A 20029-nucleotide genomic window follows, 5' to 3' on the forward strand; every position below is an offset into this window, starting at 1 on the left:
AATACTATGAAAGTCGTTTTGGCTGTATGCGTCATCGCAGGACTCATCTTTTACTTTTTCACTCAATCAAATAATAAAAAAGCTGCCCAAGAAAATATAACGAAAGGCAATGCTTTCTTACTTGAGAACCAAGCAAAAGAAGGCGTAGTAACAACACTTTCTGGGCTACAGTATTTAGTTATGCACAAAGGCGATGGCACAGAACACCCAAAAGCGACTGATACGGTTACAGTGCATTATCACGGCACATTAATTGATGGGACGATTTTCGATAGCTCGGTTGACCGTGGTGAAAGTATTGATTTTCCACTTAACCGTGTAATTCCAGGCTGGACAGAAGGTGTTCAGTTGATGAATGTTGGTGATAAATTTAAGTTCTTTGTTCCGAGCACATTAGCTTACGGCAACCGCGCTGCAGGTAAAATTGAAGGTGGTTCGGTACTGATTTTTGAAGTTGAGTTATTAGCGATTAACTAAGACGAAGCTAAGAATAAGACAGTTAACTCATCTGAATCATAAAAATGCCCTATTGGTTTAATCACCAATAGGGCATTTTTTATTCTGCATTAGCGTTGGTTGTACTTATTAACAACGAGTTCTTACTCTGGTTCTCACTCTGGCTCTCAGTCTGGTTTTAGCGCTTAAACTTACTTAGCTAAATCAAACGGGTCGTCAATAGACTTAGCCGGTGTAGTAAACCAAACAGGGCCAGCATCCGTCATATAAAAATGGTCTTCATGACGTACACCAAACTCTCCTGGTACACACAGCATTGGTTCATTACTAAAACACATACCCGCTTCTAGTGGCGTTTGATCATTTAACACTAAATATGGCCATTCATGAATATCTAAACCAACCCCATGACCTGTACGGTGTGGCAATCCTGGCACATCATACCCTGGACCAAAACCAGCATCGACAATCACCGCTCTGGCAGCTCTATCAACATTGGCACAAGTTTCACCAATTTGGGCTGCTGCGAATGCCGCAAGCTGGGCTTGCTGTTCAAGATCCCACAAACTACGTTGTCGCTCATTGGCTTCACCGAACACATAAGTACGGGTAATGTCAGAGTTATAACCACCAAGCTGACAACCCGTATCAATCAATACCGTATCATTTTGCTCAAGAGTTTTAGGTGATTTAACCCCATGTGGATACGCTGTATCTTCACCAAATAACACGATGCAAAAATAAGAACCCGCTGGAGCGCCAACACGTTTATGCGCTTCATGGATAAAAGCTTCAACCTCAGCTGTGGTTATCCCTTCATGTAAAATACTTGCAGTGGCCACATGCACAGCAAGTGTCATATCTTTTGCGCGTTGCAGTAAGCCAAGTTCAGCTGCTGACTTAATCATTCTGCAGCCAGCTGTAATGCTTTTTGCATTGATATAGTTCAGCTTGTCGTTAGCAAGGCGCATTCCATCGAAAATGAAGAATGCTGTTGATTCATCAATACCCACTTTACCGCTATGAATCCCCATATTGTCGAGCGTTTGTGCAAATAAGGCATAAGGGCTTTCATCCTCTTGCCAAGTATTCACTTTGCCTTTAATCGCCATATAGCCTTCAAGGGTATCTAGCTCAAAGGCAGGCGCAATATATTCAACATTACCTACAGCTGGAATAATCGCACCCACCACTCGCTCACTGGCGTACCATTTGGTACCAGTAAAGTAGTATAGGTTTGTGCCGGCATTGATATAAATGGCTTCAATGCCTTGTTGCTGCATTAAGCTTTGCGCTTTAGCAATACGTTGTTCGAATTCAGCTAATTCTATATGGGCTACATCAGTAGTCATATCAGATAAGCTAGCGAATGCTTGTTCTTGTGTTTGGGTGCCGACACCAATAGTCATAAATGACTCCATAAAAAGTTAACTGATGATGAGATATTTGCCATAGTGTAAACTGCTAATTTAAAATGTATACAATATAAAGTTACAAATTATGTTTAATCGCTTATCAATGATGCAACTATTACGCTGGTAACTTCTTTACTTGCAAATAACCTAACGCAATTGCGATAATCGCCATTCCTCAATAAGACTGAGTCAATCAGCAACCTCCAATGGAGCTATCATGTCAGAGAAAATCAATCAGCGGCTTGACGCTATTCGTCAGGAACTTACCAAACACAATCTAGATGCATTCATTATTCCTAGAGCTGATGAATACCTTGGGGAATATGTCCCTGAGCGCAATGAGCGCCTATTATGGGCGACTGATTTTACAGGCTCTGCTGGTATGGCCATTGTATTAAAAGACAGCGCCGCTATTTTCATTGATGGTCGTTACACCGTTCAAGTGAAGCAGCAAGTAAGTGCTGAGTTATTTAGTTATGAAAGCTTGTACGACACGCCTCAAGTAGAATGGTTGATTGAACAACTAGGCGCAGGAGCGCGCGTAGGCATTGATAGCCGTTTACACACATTAGCTTGGTACCAACAAGCTGAGCAAAAACTGGTTAAAGCAAATTTAAGTCTAGTAAGCGTTGATGAAAACCCGATTGATGTTCATTGGCAAGATCGCCCAGCACTGTCAAGCGAGCTCATTAGCTTGTTCAGCCACGAAGGCGCAGGCCGAAACAGCATTGAAAAACGTCAGCAAATTGGTGAACTGGTCGCAAAACAAGGCGCTGACATGGCACTAATTTCAGCATTAGATTCATTTTGCTGGTTATTGAATATTCGTGGCAGCGATGTTCCAAGACTGCCTGTGACTTTAGGTTGTGCATTACTTTCTACCAATGGCGATATGACCTTATTTGCAGATAGCAATAAACTGCCAGCAGGTTTTAGCGAGCATGTAGGTAGTGGCGTTGAGTTTAAAGATGAATCTTTACTGGCTGATGCATTATCACAATTGAATGGTGTGAAGTTACTGGCTGACCCTAATACGGCAAACGCTTGGAGCCAACTCACCGCTAAAAATGCTGGTGCAATACTCATCGCAGGTTCTGATCCTGTGGCACTCCCAAAAGCGCAAAAAAATGCTGCCGAGCTTAATGGCATGCGTGAAAGTCACCTGAGAGACGGCGTTGCAGTCAGTCGCTTCCTTGCTTGGCTTGACCGAGAAGTCGCAGCTAATATCATGCATGATGAAGCTGAGCTTGCAGACAAGCTTGAATCATTCCGCTTAACTGATCCGCTATATCGTGAACCGAGTTTTGATACTATTTCTGCTACTGGCGGTAACGGCGCAATGTGCCACTACAACCACCTTGACGGCACACCAAGTCAGATGACCATGAACAGCATTTATTTAGTTGATTCAGGCGCGCAATATATCGATGGCACAACGGATGTTACTCGTACTGTCGCTATTGGCGATGTCACCGCTGAACAGCAAAAAATGTTCACTTTAGTATTAAAAGGACATATCGCCCTCGATCAAGCTAAATTCCCGAAAGGCACATCAGGTCAACAGCTCGATGGCTTCGCACGTCAGTACTTATGGCAGCATGGCTGTGATTACGACCACGGTACAGGTCATGGTGTTGGTCACTTCCTAAGTGTTCACGAAGGCCCGCAACGTATTGGTAAAAATGTGAATAATGTGGCATTGGCTCCAGGTATGGTGCTGTCAAATGAGCCAGGTTATTACCGCGCAGATGAATTTGGTATCCGTATTGAAAATCTAGTGGCTATCGTGCCATCGACACTTGCAAATCCTGAAAGAGAAATGATGGAGTTTGATGCATTAACCCTTATTCCAATGGATAAAAGACTGGTTGATAAATCATTACTGAGCGAAGCGGAAATAAACTGGTTTAATCAATACCATGAATTAGTCTTCGCTAAAATTTCACCAATGATACAAGGTGATGACTTAGCGTGGTTAACTGAAGTAACTCAAGCAATTTAATTTACTGCTTACAATTAGCGTTTAAGAAAGCGTTTATAAAGCACTTATAAAGCACTTATAAAGCACTTATAAAGCACTTATAAAGCACTTATAAAAAGCGCTTTAAAATAATCAAGCTAAAAACTAACTGTAGTAATTTTGCTTAAACTGATAATGCCAAGCTCAATCTGAGCTTGGCATTTTTGTTGATATTAGTATTAGCCTTAACGCCTACAGCTAGCACATTGCTGATATTTACTAAGCAGTCAGAATTCTATGCGATGCAAGTAATAGATTTACCGAAAATGCCAACTTCAGCTTAATAGATAATTTAGGTAAGAAATAATCAATTTTTTTTGTTATACTCCGCCGCCGCTTGTTATAGCCGTTATACTTCTATCTACAATCGGCAAACATTTAAACTGTTGAATAACGTGATTACCATAGGAATATACACCGATGAAATTTGAATCTTTTAGCTTCGCCCCAGAAATATTAAGTGCGATCGCTGATTGTGGTTATAAAACTATGACACCTGTTCAACAGCAAGCTATTCCAGCTATTCGCCGTGGTGAAGATGTCCTAGCGAGTGCTCAGACTGGTACAGGTAAAACGGCAGCATTTGCATTACCAATGCTTCAAAAAATGTTTGAAAATCCACGTGAATTACAGCATTCAAATACACGTGCATTGATTTTAACGCCGACCCGCGAACTTGCAGCTCAAGTCGCTGAAAACATTAATGACTACAGTAAAAATATTAACATCGAAGTGTTGACCATTTATGGTGGCGTTAAAGTCGCAACCCAAGCGCAAAAGCTTAAACGTGGTGCTGACATTATTGTTGCCACACCAGGTCGTTTATTAGAGCACCTTCTTGCTTGTAACTTAAGCTTATCAAACGTTGAATTTTTAGTACTCGATGAAGCTGACCGTATGTTAGACATGGGTTTTAGCACTGATATTCAAAAAATTCTTCAAGCAGTTAATAAGCAACGTCAAAACTTATTATTCTCAGCAACCTTTTCTACGTCAGTTAAAAAATTGGCTAATGAAATGCTAGAGAAACCAAAGGTGATTACCGCTGACAAGCAAAACACCACAGCAGCAACCGTCAGCCAAGTGGTATACCCCGTTGAGCAGCGTCGCAAACGTGAACTTTTATCAGAGTTAATTGGCACTAAAAATTGGCAACAAGTATTGGTGTTTACCGCAACTCGTGATGCAGCAGATGTGCTAGTAAAAGAATTAAACCTTGATGGTATTCCATCAGCGGTTGTACATGGTGAAAAAGCTCAAGGTAGCCGCCGCCGCGCTTTACGTGAGTTTGTTGAAGGCAAAGTGCGCGTACTGGTTGCAACTGAAGTTGCTGCACGTGGTTTAGATATTCAAAATCTAGGTTACGTCGTAAACTATGACTTACCATTTCTTGCAGAAGATTATGTTCACCGTATTGGTCGTACAGGCCGTGCAGGTAAATCAGGTACTGCAATTTCATTTGTAAGTCGTGAAGAAGAACGTACCTTAGCGGATATCGAAAAGTTAATCGGTCAACCAATTCGCCGTATTACAGTTGCAGGCTATGAAGTCGGCAGCCGTGAAATGCTGCTTAAGCAAATTCAAAAGCGTCGTAGTTTCGCTAAGAAACAACAACGTTCTGACAATGCTGGCGAGCAAGTTGTGGCAGAGCGCAACATGCAAGGTCGCCGCGTGACTGTAGGTAAATCAAGCAGTACAGTTAAATACAAAAAACTGAAGTAATTGCTAAAGTAATAACCTAAGTTGAATATGATTAAAGGCGCTGATAGCGCCTTTTTTATTGCCTCGAATAAACTATGTAGTAAAGACGTTAAACAGAATAAGTAAATCTAAATTCACTTTTATTCAATCTAGTGAAATAAAAAATGATATGCTCAGGTCTAGTATTAGTCGTTACTGTGAAAATTCATCGATTGCCTTACTTATTTGATAAGCTGGCTTGATAAACTGGCTTGATAAAGCAGTTTGATAAAGCAGTTTGATAAAGCAGTTTGATAAAGCAGTTTGATAAAGCTGATTGATAAGGATCAGTAACAACATTGAGCACTAGAGCGCAATAAATGCCTCGAAGAGTACGCAACATAGACCCTTTTAATTGAATATGGATTTCAGCATGTTAAAAAATTTGATGTTAGTCGCCGCAGTGGCCTTATTTAGTTTACCTTCAATGGCTAAACCCATTGCCAGTGATGAATACCACGTAATGCCATTGATGAATGGTCAGCAAATTCCTAGTGTTGACTTGCATGATGTTGATGGCAATAAGGTTAACTTAGAAGAGCTAACCGCTAAAAAGCCCACCATATTCTTCTTTTACCGTGGTGGTTGGTGTCCTTTTTGTAATATTCAAATGGGTCAATTAAAAGCCATTGAGCCTAAACTGATTGAAATGGGATTCCAATTAGTCGGCATCTCACCTGATTCACCCGCTAAATTAAAAGCATCAATTAACGAAAATGAATTAGATTACTTGTTGTTGTCAGATGAAAAAATGGCTGCTTCACAAGCATTTGGCATCGCATTTTACACCAGTGAAAAAGTCACTTCGATGTATCAAGCAAAGTTAAGTGTTGATAACACGCTTTGGACAACACCAGAAGGTGATAAACGTTTAGTATTGCCAGTTCCTGCTGTTTACGTAGCGGATAAAGCAGGCTTAGTGCATTTTCAATACATTAATCCAAACTACAAAGTGCGTCCTGCACCAGAGTTAATTTTAGCTGCGGCTGAATTGTTACAGAACCAGTAATTTTTTTACTTAAAGGCGATAGTTATCACTATCGCCTTTTTGTTTTTCCAGACTACTGTAAAACAAGTTAAGTTATTCTTTCTAATAAAATATCGAATCAGGTACACATCAACGTCGTAGCGTTTCGCCCAAACTGGATCGCAAAGCGTTATACCGCTCCCTCTCTTGGATTACCCTAGCAGCTCAGGCGATAGTTTATCTGCTGTAGATTTAATCGATGTAATTAAATTTTTTGCTACAATTGGTTCCCGATTCAAGTCGCTTGAATATCAAGTAGCATAATAATGATTATCTGAATGAAAAATGGTGAAAGGCATATGACGCAAACAGTACAGCAGCAAATCGCTAATATTGCGCTCGTGGTTGAAAATTACGATGATGCAATTGCTTTTTATACTCAAAAACTGCAATTCACTTTAGTGGAAGATACTGATCTCGGTGGTGACAAACGCTGGGTATTGATTAGTCCGCCTAACTCAAATGGTACTAATCTACTGTTAGCTCAAGCCAGTAATGATCAGCAGCTGCAAGCTGTTGGCAATCAAAGCGGCGGTCGAGTCTTTTTATTTTTACAAACGAATGATTTTTGGCGTGACTATGAGCTTATGAAGTCAAAAGGCGTCACCTTCAATGAAACTCCGCGCGTCGAAGAATATGGCACTGTTGTGGTGTTCCAAGACCTATATGGCAACAAATGGGATTTATTACATCTGAACAAAAGTGATGAACAAAAGTGACGAACAGAACTAATGTATAAAACGGATAAACAAAACTAATAAATAGAATGAGAATAAACGACGACTCAGTAAATCGGCCCACCTTTTATACAATGTTAGCCTTGAGTAAGACTTCCAAGCCAAGTTTGTAGCAGCAATTTAAGTACCTCTGCTACAATACAGCTTATGCAAGTTGTCTAGTCGCAACGCCACATTACAGATGAAGCTTCTGTGATGAAATTATTAATTAAACGGTGTAAAAATAGTGCAAACCCAAACATACAATCAAGCCATTTTAGATGTCGCTGAAGCTGGTATCCAAGCTTTACAAGAGTCTGCTGAAAAACAAAAAGCAAAGCGAACTCCCGCTCAAGAAAGCCACTTTTTATGTGCATGGTTAGTTGAATCTTTTCGCGTAAAACGCTTTTCTAAATTGGTTGCCGATGATCTATCTGCTTGGATAAGAATGGCACGTAGCCAAGGTGCTGGCGCCATGTTACCGCAATTATTTGAGCGTATTGCCAAACAATACCGCGCAGTTGAAAAACCTGAGTTAACTCAACAGCAAGCTATTGAGCAGCTACTTACTGAACTTGAAAGTGATGATTGGTTTGTTATCTCTGACAGTGCTTTCTCTGATGATAGTGGCACCAAACTCAAATTAGCAGGCAATGGCCAATCCAGCTTAGTGGTATGTGAGCTACAACTGGAAAGCCACTTTGAAGACGACAAGCTGGTTAAGTCATTACCGATTTATGTCCGTGGTGATGAAAATCATTTTGCTGAAAAAGCTTTAGCGAAAGGCTTATTAGTCAGCCAAGGTAATAAGAAAACTAGCTTAATCAAACATCATAAGACTTATTTGATTGCACCAAACAATCAACTTAAGCAACTGTGCTTGTTAATTAAGTAAAGCGCTATGCAACGCCAACCGCTTCGGCAAGCTAAAACAATTGATAATGTTTTCAATAGTGCTTATTGGCATCTTAGTCAGCAGGATTTCACGATTAGTGAAATCCGCACTAAGCTTGAGCGGAAAACTGACAATCAACAATGGATTGAGACGGTACTGACCACATTAATTGAAAATGGTTACTTGAAAGACAATCATCATTTTGCTGTGCGTTATTGCGAGTTGGCTTTTAGCGATGATATTGGCAAAGGCGCGATTAAACGTAAGCTGCAACTACGTGGTATTTTAGCTGCTGAAATTGAATTAGCTCTTGAGCAAGTCATGGATGCTCTGCAGGTCGATAGCTTTGCTATGGCAACATCAAGAATGCTGAATAAATTTGAACATTTTCATGGCACGACCAAAGAGAAAGTTTACTCACAGATGACCACTAAAGGCTTCTCTAGAGCGGAAATAGATCACGCCCTATCAGAGCATCCTCAGCAAGCCACCCTGCGTAGCAAATTAGCGGTAAAAGCTGACAAAGTCGATTTAACCACTGAAATTATCAAGTTATATAATAAAGGCAAAGGCGAAACTCTTATCCTACAAGAGCTCAAACAAAGACTGATTGATGTCAGCGAGTTTGAGAATATTATTTACCAACTAAGCCTTAGCGAAGATATAGACTTTTATAAGAGCTGCCGCGAGCAGTTGGCTAGAAAACGCTATGATTTATCAGACTATAAAGGTAAATCAAAAGCCTATGCTTACTTAATGCGCAAAGGCTTTGGCAGTGATGAGATAAAAGAAGCGCTCAATCCTAGCGATGATTAAATTAAAAAAGGCTAACTCAAGCAAGCAGTATTTCTAACTCAGTCAGCAGAGCCCAAATGAAAGTAAGCAGAGCCCTAACAAAGCAAGCAGCTCCTTATCGACAGTCAGCATTTTCAGACTTAAAACGGATTTAAGCTATATCCTTGTTGCGCTAATATTGCATGAGCTGTCATTGCCGATAAAGCCATATCCACACCTGGCAGTAATGCATCCTTGTCTAAACCATAATACGCAGCGCTTTGCCCACAAATATAAATTTTTACACCATATTTTACCAATTGACTCACTAATGCTTTGTTGGCGTTAGTCAGTTCTTTATTACTTGAATGCTGACTTTGATAAAAACTATCATTTGCTAAATCGGCAACTGAAGCACCGTGTACGACCATAGCTAACTGTATATTCTCAGCTTTAACCCCCACAGCTTCATGCATATTGATAAATCTGGCTAAGGTGTTTAAATTGCGATTAACCTCATTAGGTTTAGCGGCTTTACTCATATCAAACGCGACTTTGAATTGCATACCCTTTGGGATAACAAGCTGTGAATCGATTGCAGCAATTTGACCGTAACCTTTTATCGCGGTGCCATCTTTAAATGCTTCCATACCTGCATAGGCAGAAGTTGAAAAGCTAATTACCCCTAAACAACAAAGTAACAAGGCGGCTAACGTTATCAATCTAGACATTCATTTTCCTTTTTAATGATGATTATTATTGTCACGCAAGTTCTGAGCTATCTTGCACCTAAAGCTTTCGTTATAATAGCCAACAAAATGCCCATATGTCAGCATCTGAAATGTTGTAGGCATTTTTAGCCGTATGAGTTTATTTCCACTCATACTACTGTTTGCGATTTTAGGAGTTTCCATGGCCCGCCAAGTCATTTATACCTTTAAAGGTAAAACCAAAGTTATCCCATTTAGCTATGACGTTCATCACGATTTATATGAAGCAGCAGCCGAAGCTGAAGGCATCGATTTAACTGGCTTTTTAGCAATGGAACAGCAAGTGGCAATGACGTCAAAAAAAGGCGCGAAAGCTGAAAAGGAATTCCGTAAAACTGAGTTTGCTCGATTCGGGTTTACCAGTATCAAATTTGTCCGAGAAGAAGACGAAGACACACCTGCCAGCTAATTCAAAGGGTTTACATGATTAATTCAGAACACGCTAACTTTCCCAGAGCTAGTTTTATAAAGCGTTGCGGCGCAATAATTTATGATGCTTTACTTGCCGTAGCCGTATATATGGTTGCTGGTGTGATTGGATTTGGACTCTTTTTTGGATTAACCAGCACAGGTGTGATTGGCATGAATGGCCATGAACATGTTTCTGACTTGCTTAATCAAACCCCACTTTATCAAGGTTTCTATCAGCTTTGGTTAGTCATATGTGTTGCTGGATTTTATGCCATATTTTGGAGTCGCGGTGGTCAAACTCTGGGAATGAGAGCATGGCGCTTAAAAGTGCAGCATCCTAATGGGCAAAACTTAAGTTTCATTACTGCTATTGCTCGTGTTGTTTGGTCTTTTGCAGGTATTGGTAACTTATTTATTCTTATCAACCCTGACAAATTAGCCCTGCAGGATAAAATGACTCGCTCGGAAGTCGTAGTATTATCCCTTGAAGCGAATCAAATGCGTAACTGGCGCGGTGCTTAATCAAGGTTAAAGTCAGTATTGTTCGCTTCATTAAAAATGAAGCAATTAATCATATCCATAAAGCCAATTGCTCATTCAGTTGGCTTTTTTATTACCTAAAACTCTACCTTTACTGTTATATCTGTCCCAGTTTGAGCCTTATCGATAACCAATAACATGTTTCATTACTTAGTCCATTAAACAGACTATTGATTAGCATACGAATGTTACTTGGCGTAATCGATTTACTGGAGTATCTTAAGAAGATAATGAGATTAATAGATACAGCGTATCAATGAGTAGTATTGCGCGATTTCATTTAAGCTTATAAAAGGAACATTTTGGGCGTAAAGGGATGAACATAAGACTTTGAATAGCCTCATTGCGATGAAACAATTACTTTTAAGTTATCTGAACCGTGGTACAGAGCTTTATGATGATCCTGAAAAACGTCATAAAATTCTAATTATCAATTGGTTCGGCACCGTTGGCTTTTCTATTACCTTCATATTGGGCATCAATGCTTACCTAGAAAACAATATCTCTCTGGCAATCACGCTATTACTGTCGAGTGTTTTATTTTTCCTCTCGTTACAAAATCATTGGCTGTTCCTAAAACAATATCGTTTTGAAACGTCTAGCACCCTAATTCAGTTAAGCTTAATCACCTTAATGTTATATCTAGTGTATAGCGGTGGTTCGAATAACACTGGGCCGTTATGGGTATTCCTAGTCCCGCCTGTAATGATGTTTTTTGGGGGATTAAAAGGCGGATTAAGAAATACCTTAGGCTTTATACTCTGTTACTGCGTGATAATGTTTTACCCTGACGATAAATTGCTGCAAGCCAGTTATTCCTATGAATTCAAAACGCGTGTGCTGTACTCCCTGATGACACTGACGTTTTTGGCAGGATATTATGAGTACTCCCGTCACCAATCTTTTTTACATGTAAAGCAGCTCAGCGAAAAGTTTGAACAACAGGCACGCCGAGATCATTTAACCAATATTCCCAATCGTCGTGCGATGATGGAACAGCTCAGTTATGAATACGCTCGAGTAGTTAGAAACAACAACACGATGAGCATATTATTGATTGATGTAGACTATTTTAAACATGTGAATGACCAATACGGCCACAAATATGGTGATGAAGTATTGGTTAAATTAGCAAAGCTATTTGAAGGCACGTTACGAAAACAAGACATGATTTCACGCTGGGGCGGAGAAGAGTTTTTAATCTTGTTACCTCTCACTCCTCTTAATGATGCTTATGAAGTTGCTGAAAAAGTTCGCCTAACCATTAAAAACCATCCAATCGAGTACGAAAATACCACCATTCCTATCACTGTCAGTATTGGCATTGGCAGCGCTGATAAAGACCACACTGTAGATTCAGCAATTACCCGCGCTGATGAGCATCTATATCAAGCTAAAGAAGGCGGTAGAAACTGTGTTTACCCCCAAATGGCCAGTTAAAATTACACATTCACTTTAGCTATAACCTTAGCACAGGCTTCTAGCTATATATAACTAGAAGTCTGAGCCAACAGCCTCAATTCCCTTTATGCAGTCTCTCACATGCATTAAATAAGTCATTAGCATTCAATGGCTAATAGCTATCAATAATATGCCTGAGTATTAAGTGTGAACAATAAGAGAAATAAATAGTAGACACAAAAAAACCAGCCATTGACTCATAAATATGCTCAGGCTGGTTTTAATATTTAAAGTAAAATCAGATAATTACTTCCTAATGAAGTATAACGCCCCCGCGCTAAACAATACTGCAGGCATACTAGCACTAATATAAGCAGGTAGTCCGTACACAATACTCAACGGGCCGAATATTTCGCTACAGATATAAAAGCTAAATCCAGCAACCACACCCAATAATACTCGGGCGCCCATTGTTACCGTTCTTAATGGGCCAAATACGAATGACAATGCAACCAATATCATCACAGCTACGGTAATCGGCTGCATAACCTTACGCCAAAGTGCGAGTTCGTAACGACTGGGATCTTGCTGGTTCACTTTTAAATATTCTAAATAACCAATCAAACCTTGAATACTTAATGCTTCAGGTTTCACCGACACCACACTTAACTTATCAGGCGTTAACGTTGAATTCCAAACCCGCTCTTCCTGGTACTCTAAGGTGATTTGGTCTTCAGTAATATGAGTGTTTTTTACATCCATTAAACGCCAAACACCATTAGCAAAATGCGCCCGCATTGCTTGGGTCATGGTTTTCAGCTTTAAATCGTCACCAAACTCGTAAAAGGTGATGTTATTGAGGGTATTGATGGTTTCTACTTCACCAATATTAACGAATAAGTCACCGTCCCGAGCCCACACCCCTCGGTGAGATTTAATTAAACTACCGCCAGAGACTTTAGTGGCTTGCAACTCTTTAGCGCTCCGCTCTGCAACGGGTGCGCCCCACTCACCTAACGCCATCACGATAATCATCAGCGGAATAGCGGTTTTCATCGCTGAAATAGTAATTTGTAAACGCGACATACCTGATGCTTGCATCACCACAAGTTCTGAATTGGACGCTAACATGCCCATGCCGATTAACGCACCTAACAGCACCGCAATAGGAAAGAACATTTCAATATCACGTGGGATAAGAAAGATGACATAAATGACCGCATCCAGCATGGTATATGCGCCGCGGCCAACAACACGCAATTGGTCAACCCATTTAATAATGCCCGACAAACCTGTCAAGATAAGTAGACACAAAGCTGATGTACTGATGATAACGCGTGCAATATAGAGATCTAATATTTTCATACTGCCTCCTGCTTATGCTTACGTTTAAATACCTGCAATATTTTCGCACCGTTTGGACGCTCTTTACCGAGCAAGAACAAGCCCATCACCAGCGCGGAGCCATGGATCCACCACATACCCAAGGCTAATGGAATCACTTCGTCCTCTAGCGCTTTACGTCCAGCAACCATTAAGCCGAAATAACCCAGATACAATAAAATCGCAGGGAACATCTTGGCAAATTTACCTTGTCTCACATTAACTCGAGCAAGTGGTACTGCAATCAATGTCATTAAAGGGATCGCTAGTGGCAGTGCTAATCGCCACTGGAATTCAGCCACAGCTTCAGGCCCTGGGGTTGTTAAAAGCTCATTGACTGGTAATGCGGACAGTTTGCGTCGCCTTTCATCCACTTCTTGCTCTTTAATTTCCATCCGGTAACCACCAAATTCAATCATTTGGTAATCAAGATGATGAGCACTACCTTGATATCGGACGCCATTATCCAGTTGCAATTGTTGGCTACCAAAGCGGTCTTCAACAACACGCCCTTGCTCAGAGACCACCACATTGGTTAGGCCTTCTTCATCTTCAGGATCGGGGAGTTGCGCTACAAATACATTTTGTAACTCATTGGATTTAGAAATTTTTTCGACAAATAATACGGCGCGGCCATTAGGGCTTGCTTGAAAGCGCCCTTGGACAATCGCAGCTAAGCCTGCTTCAGACTGGGCTTGCTCCAGTACTTGGTTTTGTTTCTCTTCGGCCCACGGGCCAACATAGAGTGACAAAATACCGGTAAACACTAGGTTTGCCACAGCAATAAGCAAAGTCACCCGAGTCACATACCATTCACTGATCCCAACGCCATGGAGAACCACCATTTCGTTTTCGGCATACATTCGCCCGTGGGCCAGCAATATCGCTAAGAAAAAACTCAGCGGCAGTACTAACACCGTCAGTTGCGGTAAATTCAGGCCTAACAATGTCAGTACTAACGATGCAGGAAATTCACCATTTGAGGCATCCCCTAATACACGCACAAATTGCTGGCTAATAAAAATAGTTAACAGCACCAAAAGTATCGCAAATTGGGCTTTTAAAACTTCAACGATCAAGTATCTAAATACAATCACAGGTAGGATCCACTGTCTAAACTTGTCTTTTTGCTGGTATCAGAGTAAGTTCACTATAAAATGTCTGCTTTTAGCAGTTATTGATAGTTTTCTGACCAGCTCGTGAGCTTCCTTAAGTGTAATTCATTTAGCTGCATAGCAGGAAATTACCAAGGATTTATTTCCTTAAAGGTTTGTAAATATGGCCAAACAGGCCTAATTAAAACATTATCTAATAAATATAAAAATTTGTCTTTAATAATCTAGGAGTGCTCATGGAGTTTAGCGTAAAGAGCGGCAGCCCCGAGAAACAACGTTCAGCTTGTATCGTTGTCGGTGTATACGAACCTCGTCGTTTGTCTGGTATCGCGGAGCAATTGGATAAAATCAGTGAAGGTTACATCAGTAACCTACTTCGACGTGGTGATTTAGAAGGCAAACCAGGACAGATGCTATTGTTGCATCATGTACCTAACGTACTCAGTGAGCGCGTTTTGTTAGTCGGTTGTGGCAAAGAGCGTGAACTTGATGAACGCCAATACAAACAAATTATCACCAAAACGATTAACACTTTAAACGAAACAGGTTCAATGGAAGCAGTGTGCTTTTTAACTGAACTACACGTTAAAGGTCGCGACACTTATTGGAAAGTACGCCAAGCTGTTGAAACAACTTATAACAGTTTATATAGCTTCGATACTTTAAAAACCCGTAAAGGCGAGACGCGTCGTCCGTTACGTAAAATGGTATTCAATGTACCAACTCGTCGTGAATTAACCATTGGCGAACGTGCAATTGAACACGGTATGGCTGTTGCTGCTGGTATGGACTTATGTCGTGATGTTGCAAACATGCCACCAAATATCTGTAACCCAGCATATTTAGCATCTCAAGCTCGTCAAATCGGCGAAGTGCATGACAACTTAACCGTGACTACCATTGGCGAAGAGCAAATGGCAAAACTAGGTATGAACTCATACTTAGCTGTTGGCCGCGCGAGTGCCAATGAATCGATCATGACAGTGATGGAATACAAAGGCGCTGTTGATGAAACTGAAAAGCCTATTGTGTTAGTCGGTAAAGGCTTAACCTTCGATTCAGGCGGAATTTCATTAAAACCTGGCGATGGCATGGATGAGATGAAATACGACATGGGCGGCGCTGCAGGTGTTATCGGCGTAATGAAAGCCTTATGTGAAATGAACTTGCCTATCAACGTTATCGGTATTCTTGCGGGTTGTGAAAACATGCCTGCAGGTGATGCTTACCGTCCAGGCGATATTCTTACTACTATGTCTGGTCAAACCGTTGAAGTATTAAATACCGATGCTGAAGGCCGTTTAGTATTATGTGATGTGCTGACCTATGTTGAACGCTTCGACCCTGAATTAGTGATTGATACTGCGACCTTAACTGGCGCTTGTGTTATCGCATTAGGTAAACATGCATCTGGTTTATTCTCGTCTCATAACCCATTAGCTCACGAGCTATTAAATGCGGGTGAACAATCAGGTGACCGCGCGTGGCGTATGCCGATTTGGGATGAGTATCAAGAAATGCTTGAAAGCCCATTTGCTGATATGACTAACTTAGGTGGTCGTCCAGCGGGTTCAATTACAGCAGCATGTTTCTTATCTCGTTTTACTAAGAAATATAACTGGGCACATCTTGATGTTGCAGGTACAGCTTGGAACAGCGGTGCAAATAAAGGCTCAACTGGTCGCCCAGTACCAATCTTAAGCCAATTCCTTATTAATCGTGCAGGTGTTGACCAAGGCGAATAAGCCTTATTGACACAAGCCGATAGATTGAGCTTGATAAGAAAAGGTGAAGAAGCAATTCTTCACCTTTTTTGTTTTTCTAAATGAATTAAAAATCACATCTAAATGTTAATTTATCCTCTGTCCGCCCTAGCCCCATGAGTTGCTTTTAGTGTAAAATCCGTCTTTACTTCGTCAAATATAGTAAAAGCATGCCAAAGACTCTGTTTTACTTAATGCCCGCTATCAATACACAGCCCAGCGCTATTGAAAGTGTATTTTTAGCCGCTTGCCAATTGGCAGAAAAGCATTACCGTCAGCAGCAATTAATTTATATTCATTGCCAAGACAAACAGCAGGCGTACGCTATTGACGAATTGCTTTGGCAATTTGAGCCAACGGCATTTGTTCCCCACAATTTAAAAGGGGAAGGACCAGTAACAGGTTCCCCTGTCGAGATTGGATTTGATAAATTAGGCGCCAATAAAAGTCGTCATTTACTGATCAATCTTGCAGACCAAGTGCCATCATTTGCGGTTAATTTCCCGCATATTATCGATTTTGTTGCTAATGATGATGCGCTTAAACAAATTGCCCGTGCTCGCTACCGTGATTACAAGCAATTAGGCATTGAACTCACAACAACTGAGTTCACTGGCGTTTAAGTCAGTTGATTCGTTAACAATACCAACTATTAATTTAGATTGAGAAAACAAAAATCCCATGGAAAAAACATATAACCCGCAGTCAATAGAGCAATCTCTTTACCAAAACTGGGAAGAGCAAGGCTACTTCAAACCACATGGCGATGAGTCAAAAGGTAATTATTGCATTATGATCCCGCCACCAAATGTGACGGGTAGTTTGCACATGGGTCATGCATTTCAAGACACCATCATGGATACGTTGACGCGTTACCAACGCATGAAGGGCAAAAACACCCTTTGGCAAGTGGGAACCGACCACGCAGGTATCGCCACCCAAATGCTGGTTGAGCGTAAGGTCTTTGCTGAAGAAGGTTTAGGTCGTCATGACTTAGGACGTGATAACTTCATCGAGCGCATCTGGGATTGGAAAAACGAATCTGGTGGCACCATCACCAAGCAGCTACGTCGTTTAGGCGCATCTGTTGATTGGGAGCGTGAGCGTTTCACAATGGATGAAGGCATGTCAGAAGCGGTACAAGAAGTGTTTGTACGCTTATATGATGACGAATTGATTTACCGTGGTAAGCGCCTAGTTAACTGGGATCCAAAGCTACACACCGCAATTTCTGATCTCGAAGTTGAGAACAAAGAAAAGCAAGGCAGCATGTGGCATTTCCGCTACCCGCTTGCTGATGGCGCATTAACTAGCGATGGTAAAGACTACTTAGAAGTGGCTACAACACGTCCAGAAACCATGTTAGGTGATAGTGCTGTTGCGGTTCATCCTGATGACGAACGTTACCAGTCATTGATTGGTAAATTCATCTTACTGCCTATCGTAAACCGCCTTATCCCAATCGTCGCTGATGATTATGTTGATATAGAGTTTGGTACCGGTTGTGTGAAGATTACCCCTGCTCATGACTTTAACGATTACGAAGTTGGTAAGCGTCACGCATTGCCAATGTTCAACATCTTAACGATTAATGCTGACATTCGTAGCTCAGCTGAAGTGGTTAATACTGATGGCACAGCAAACAACGAATTAGATAACAGCTTACCTGAGCGTTACGCAGGTTTAGAGCGTTTTGCTGCACGTAAAGCGATTGTTGAAGAGTTTGATACCCTAGGCCTGTTGGGCAAAATCGACCCACATGGACTAAAAGTGCCATACGGCGATCGCTCAGGTGTGGTCATTGAGCCATTACTGACTGACCAATGGTATGTATCAGTTGCACCAATGGCTAAAACGGCTATGGAAGCTGTTGATAATGGCGACATTAAGTTCGTTCCTCAGCAATACGAGAACATGTACAACTCTTGGATGCGTGATATTCAAGACTGGTGTATTTCACGCCAACTTTGGTGGGGTCACCGTATCCCGGCATGGTACGACGAGTCAGGTAAAGTCTATGTAGGACGTGACGAAGCAGAAGTTCGCGCTAAACATAATCTTGATGAATCAGTAGTACTGCGCCAAGATAACGATGTATTAGATACATGGTTTAGCTCAGCGTTATGGACGTTCTCAACCTTAGGCTGGCCGAAAAACACTGAAGAGTTAAAAGCATTCCACCCAACAGATGTGTTGGTCACTGGTTTTGATATTATCTTCTTCTGGGTTGCCCGCATGATCATGATGACCATGCATTTCATTAAAGATGAAAACGGCAAACCACAAGTGCCTTTCAAAACGGTTTACGTCACAGGTCTTATCCGTGATGAAGCCGGTAATAAGATGTCTAAGTCTAAAGGTAACGTCCTTGATCCTTTAGATATGATTGATGGCATTGACTTAGAATCATTAGTTGAAAAGCGTACTGGCAACATGATGCAGCCTAAAATGGCCGCCAAAATTGAGAAAAGTACTCGTAAAGAATTCAGCGAAGGTATCGAAGCACATGGTACTGATGCACTGCGTTTTACGCTTGCGTCTATGGCATCGACTGGCCGTGACATCAACTGGGACATGAAACGTCTTGATGGTTACCGTAGCTTCTGTAACAAGATCTGGAATGCATCACGTTACGTGTTAATGAACACTGAAGTGCAAACTGAAGGTGCTGATGAAGACGCTATTGGCGAAGCATTAGATTGTGGTCAATTGCTTGTTGATGGCAAGCCTGGTGAAATGGAACTGTCGCTTGCTGACCGTTGGATTATTGGTTTGTTTAATCAAACCGTTAAAGCCTACGACGATCATATGGCTAACTACCGCTTTGACTTAGCAGCTAACACTATTTATGAGTTCACTTGGAACCAATTCTGTGACTGGTACTTAGAGCTAACTAAACCTGTGATGCAAAGTGGCAACGAAGCGCAGCTTCGTGGTACTCGCCATACATTAGTCACAGTATTAGAGAAAATGCAGCGCTTAATGCACCCAATGATGCCATACCTTACAGAAACCATCTGGCAACGTGTTAAACCACTTGCTGGGGTTGAAGGTGACACGTTAATGCTAGCCGAGTTCCCTGAGTTTGATGCAGCTAAAGTTGATGCACAAGCGATGGAAGATTTAGAGTGGGTTAAGCAGGTCATTACTGCAGTACGTAATATTCGTGCAGAGCTTAACATTGCCCCTTCTAAACCACTCAATGCTCTACTGCGTGGTGTAAGTGAACAGGATAAAGCTCGCCTTGAAGCCAACCAAACGTTCTTCAAGACTTTAGCTAAACTTGACACTATGACCATCTTAGCTGACGGTGAAACTGCGCCAATGTCGACGACACAGCTAGTAGGCGACATGGAGTTATTAATCCCAATGGCTGGTTTGATTGATGTGGCTAAAGAAATCGCCCGTATCGACAAACTACTTGAAAAAGCCGCTGGTGAGTTTAAACGTATCGAAGGCAAGTTATCTAACCAGGGTTTTGTGGCGAAAGCACCTGCTGCGGTGATTGAGAAAGAACGTGCTAAGCAAGCTGAATATCAACGCGATATTGAAAAGCTAACTGAACAGAAAGCTGAATTAGCGAAATTAGAAAGCTAACTAACG

General features: G+C 41.3%; 17 protein-coding genes. 13 read left to right on the plus strand and 4 right to left on the minus strand.

Annotation, left to right across the window (positions count from 1 at the left end; genetic code table 11):
* Nucleotides 1–6 precede the first annotated feature (6 nt).
* The gene (locus tag LMH66_RS01390; protein ID WP_102529764.1) at nt 7–477 is read left to right on the plus strand and encodes an FKBP-type peptidyl-prolyl cis-trans isomerase; all 471 of its coding nucleotides are present in this window, start codon (nt 7–9) and stop codon (nt 475–477) included.
* 170 nt (nt 478–647) lie between these two features.
* Here the strand turns inward: LMH66_RS01390 and LMH66_RS01395 are convergent, their stop codons facing one another.
* Nucleotides 648–1865, minus strand: coding sequence for a M24 family metallopeptidase (locus tag LMH66_RS01395; protein ID WP_229367862.1), 1218 nt, complete (start codon nt 1863–1865; stop codon nt 648–650).
* A 223-nt stretch (nt 1866–2088) separates the two neighbouring features.
* Between LMH66_RS01395 and LMH66_RS01400 the strand changes: the two genes are divergently transcribed.
* The 6 genes from LMH66_RS01400 to LMH66_RS01425 all read left to right on the plus strand — a co-directional run bounded on the left by LMH66_RS01400 (nt 2089) and on the right by LMH66_RS01425 (nt 9085).
* Nucleotides 2089–3873, plus strand: a complete 1785-nt coding sequence (locus LMH66_RS01400) for an aminopeptidase P family protein (RefSeq protein ID WP_229367864.1) — start codon at nt 2089–2091, stop codon at nt 3871–3873.
* A gap of 438 nt (nt 3874–4311) precedes the next feature.
* The gene (locus tag LMH66_RS01405; protein ID WP_102529767.1) at nt 4312–5613 is read left to right on the plus strand and encodes a DEAD/DEAH box helicase; all 1302 of its coding nucleotides are present in this window, start codon (nt 4312–4314) and stop codon (nt 5611–5613) included.
* 391 nt (nt 5614–6004) lie between these two features.
* Nucleotides 6005–6640: a peroxiredoxin-like family protein gene (locus LMH66_RS01410; RefSeq protein WP_229367873.1), complete on the plus strand. Its 636-nt coding sequence runs from the start codon at nt 6005–6007 to the stop codon at nt 6638–6640.
* A 317-nt stretch (nt 6641–6957) separates the two neighbouring features.
* Nucleotides 6958–7377 carry a VOC family protein gene (locus LMH66_RS01415; protein WP_229367884.1) on the plus strand — a complete coding sequence of 140 codons (420 nt, stop codon included), beginning with the start codon at nt 6958–6960 and terminating at the stop codon, nt 7375–7377.
* 244 nt (nt 7378–7621) lie between these two features.
* A complete protein-coding gene (locus tag LMH66_RS01420; RefSeq protein ID WP_229367887.1) occupies nt 7622–8269 on the plus strand; it encodes a DUF2913 family protein in 648 nt (215 codons plus the stop codon).
* Nucleotides 8270–8275: 6 nt separating this feature from the next.
* Entirely contained in the window at nt 8276–9085 is an 810-nt protein-coding gene (locus LMH66_RS01425; RefSeq protein WP_229367890.1) for a regulatory protein RecX, read from the plus strand.
* Between the two features lie 119 nt (nt 9086–9204).
* On the opposite strand, the gene LMH66_RS01430 is transcribed toward LMH66_RS01425, so the two are convergent.
* Nucleotides 9205–9774, minus strand: coding sequence for a DsrE family protein (locus LMH66_RS01430; RefSeq protein ID WP_229367892.1), 570 nt, complete (start codon nt 9772–9774; stop codon nt 9205–9207).
* Between the two features lie 181 nt (nt 9775–9955).
* On the opposite strand from LMH66_RS01430, the gene LMH66_RS01435 reads away from it, so the two are divergent.
* The 3 genes from LMH66_RS01435 (at nt 9956) to LMH66_RS01445 (ending at nt 12204) form a co-directional block, all read left to right on the plus strand.
* Nucleotides 9956–10222, plus strand: coding sequence for a DUF2960 domain-containing protein (locus LMH66_RS01435; protein WP_102529772.1), 267 nt, complete (start codon nt 9956–9958; stop codon nt 10220–10222).
* 14 nt (nt 10223–10236) lie between these two features.
* Complete coding sequence (locus LMH66_RS01440) at nt 10237–10746, plus strand: RDD family protein (protein WP_102529773.1); 510 nt, start codon at nt 10237–10239, stop codon at nt 10744–10746.
* Between the two features lie 348 nt (nt 10747–11094).
* Nucleotides 11095–12204, plus strand: a complete 1110-nt coding sequence (locus tag LMH66_RS01445) for a GGDEF domain-containing protein (protein ID WP_229367894.1) — start codon at nt 11095–11097, stop codon at nt 12202–12204.
* 267 nt (nt 12205–12471) lie between these two features.
* Here the strand turns inward: LMH66_RS01445 and lptG are convergent, their stop codons facing one another.
* Together lptG and lptF are read right to left on the minus strand one after the other, a co-directional pair.
* Nucleotides 12472–13530, minus strand: coding sequence for an LPS export ABC transporter permease LptG (gene lptG / locus LMH66_RS01450; RefSeq protein WP_102529775.1), 1059 nt, complete (start codon nt 13528–13530; stop codon nt 12472–12474).
* Complete coding sequence (gene lptF, locus LMH66_RS01455; protein ID WP_229367896.1) at nt 13527–14645, minus strand: LPS export ABC transporter permease LptF; 1119 nt, start codon at nt 14643–14645, stop codon at nt 13527–13529. The genes lptG and lptF overlap by 4 nt, the downstream gene beginning before the upstream one ends.
* Before the next feature lie 254 nt (nt 14646–14899).
* On the opposite strand from lptF, the gene pepA reads away from it, so the two are divergent.
* The 3 genes from pepA to LMH66_RS01470 all read left to right on the plus strand — a co-directional run bounded on the left by pepA (nt 14900) and on the right by LMH66_RS01470 (nt 20023).
* Nucleotides 14900–16408: a leucyl aminopeptidase gene (gene pepA, locus LMH66_RS01460; protein ID WP_102529777.1), complete on the plus strand. Its 1509-nt coding sequence runs from the start codon at nt 14900–14902 to the stop codon at nt 16406–16408.
* A 188-nt stretch (nt 16409–16596) separates the two neighbouring features.
* Nucleotides 16597–17049: a DNA polymerase III subunit chi gene (locus LMH66_RS01465; RefSeq protein WP_102529778.1), complete on the plus strand. Its 453-nt coding sequence runs from the start codon at nt 16597–16599 to the stop codon at nt 17047–17049.
* Nucleotides 17050–17107: 58 nt separating this feature from the next.
* Nucleotides 17108–20023 carry a valine--tRNA ligase gene (locus LMH66_RS01470; protein WP_229367905.1) on the plus strand — a complete coding sequence of 972 codons (2916 nt, stop codon included), beginning with the start codon at nt 17108–17110 and terminating at the stop codon, nt 20021–20023.
* Nucleotides 20024–20029: the final 6 nt, after the last annotated feature.

The organism is Shewanella sp. 10N.7 (assembly GCF_020806285.1).
Taxonomy (GTDB): domain Bacteria; phylum Pseudomonadota; class Gammaproteobacteria; order Enterobacterales; family Shewanellaceae; genus Shewanella; species Shewanella electrodiphila.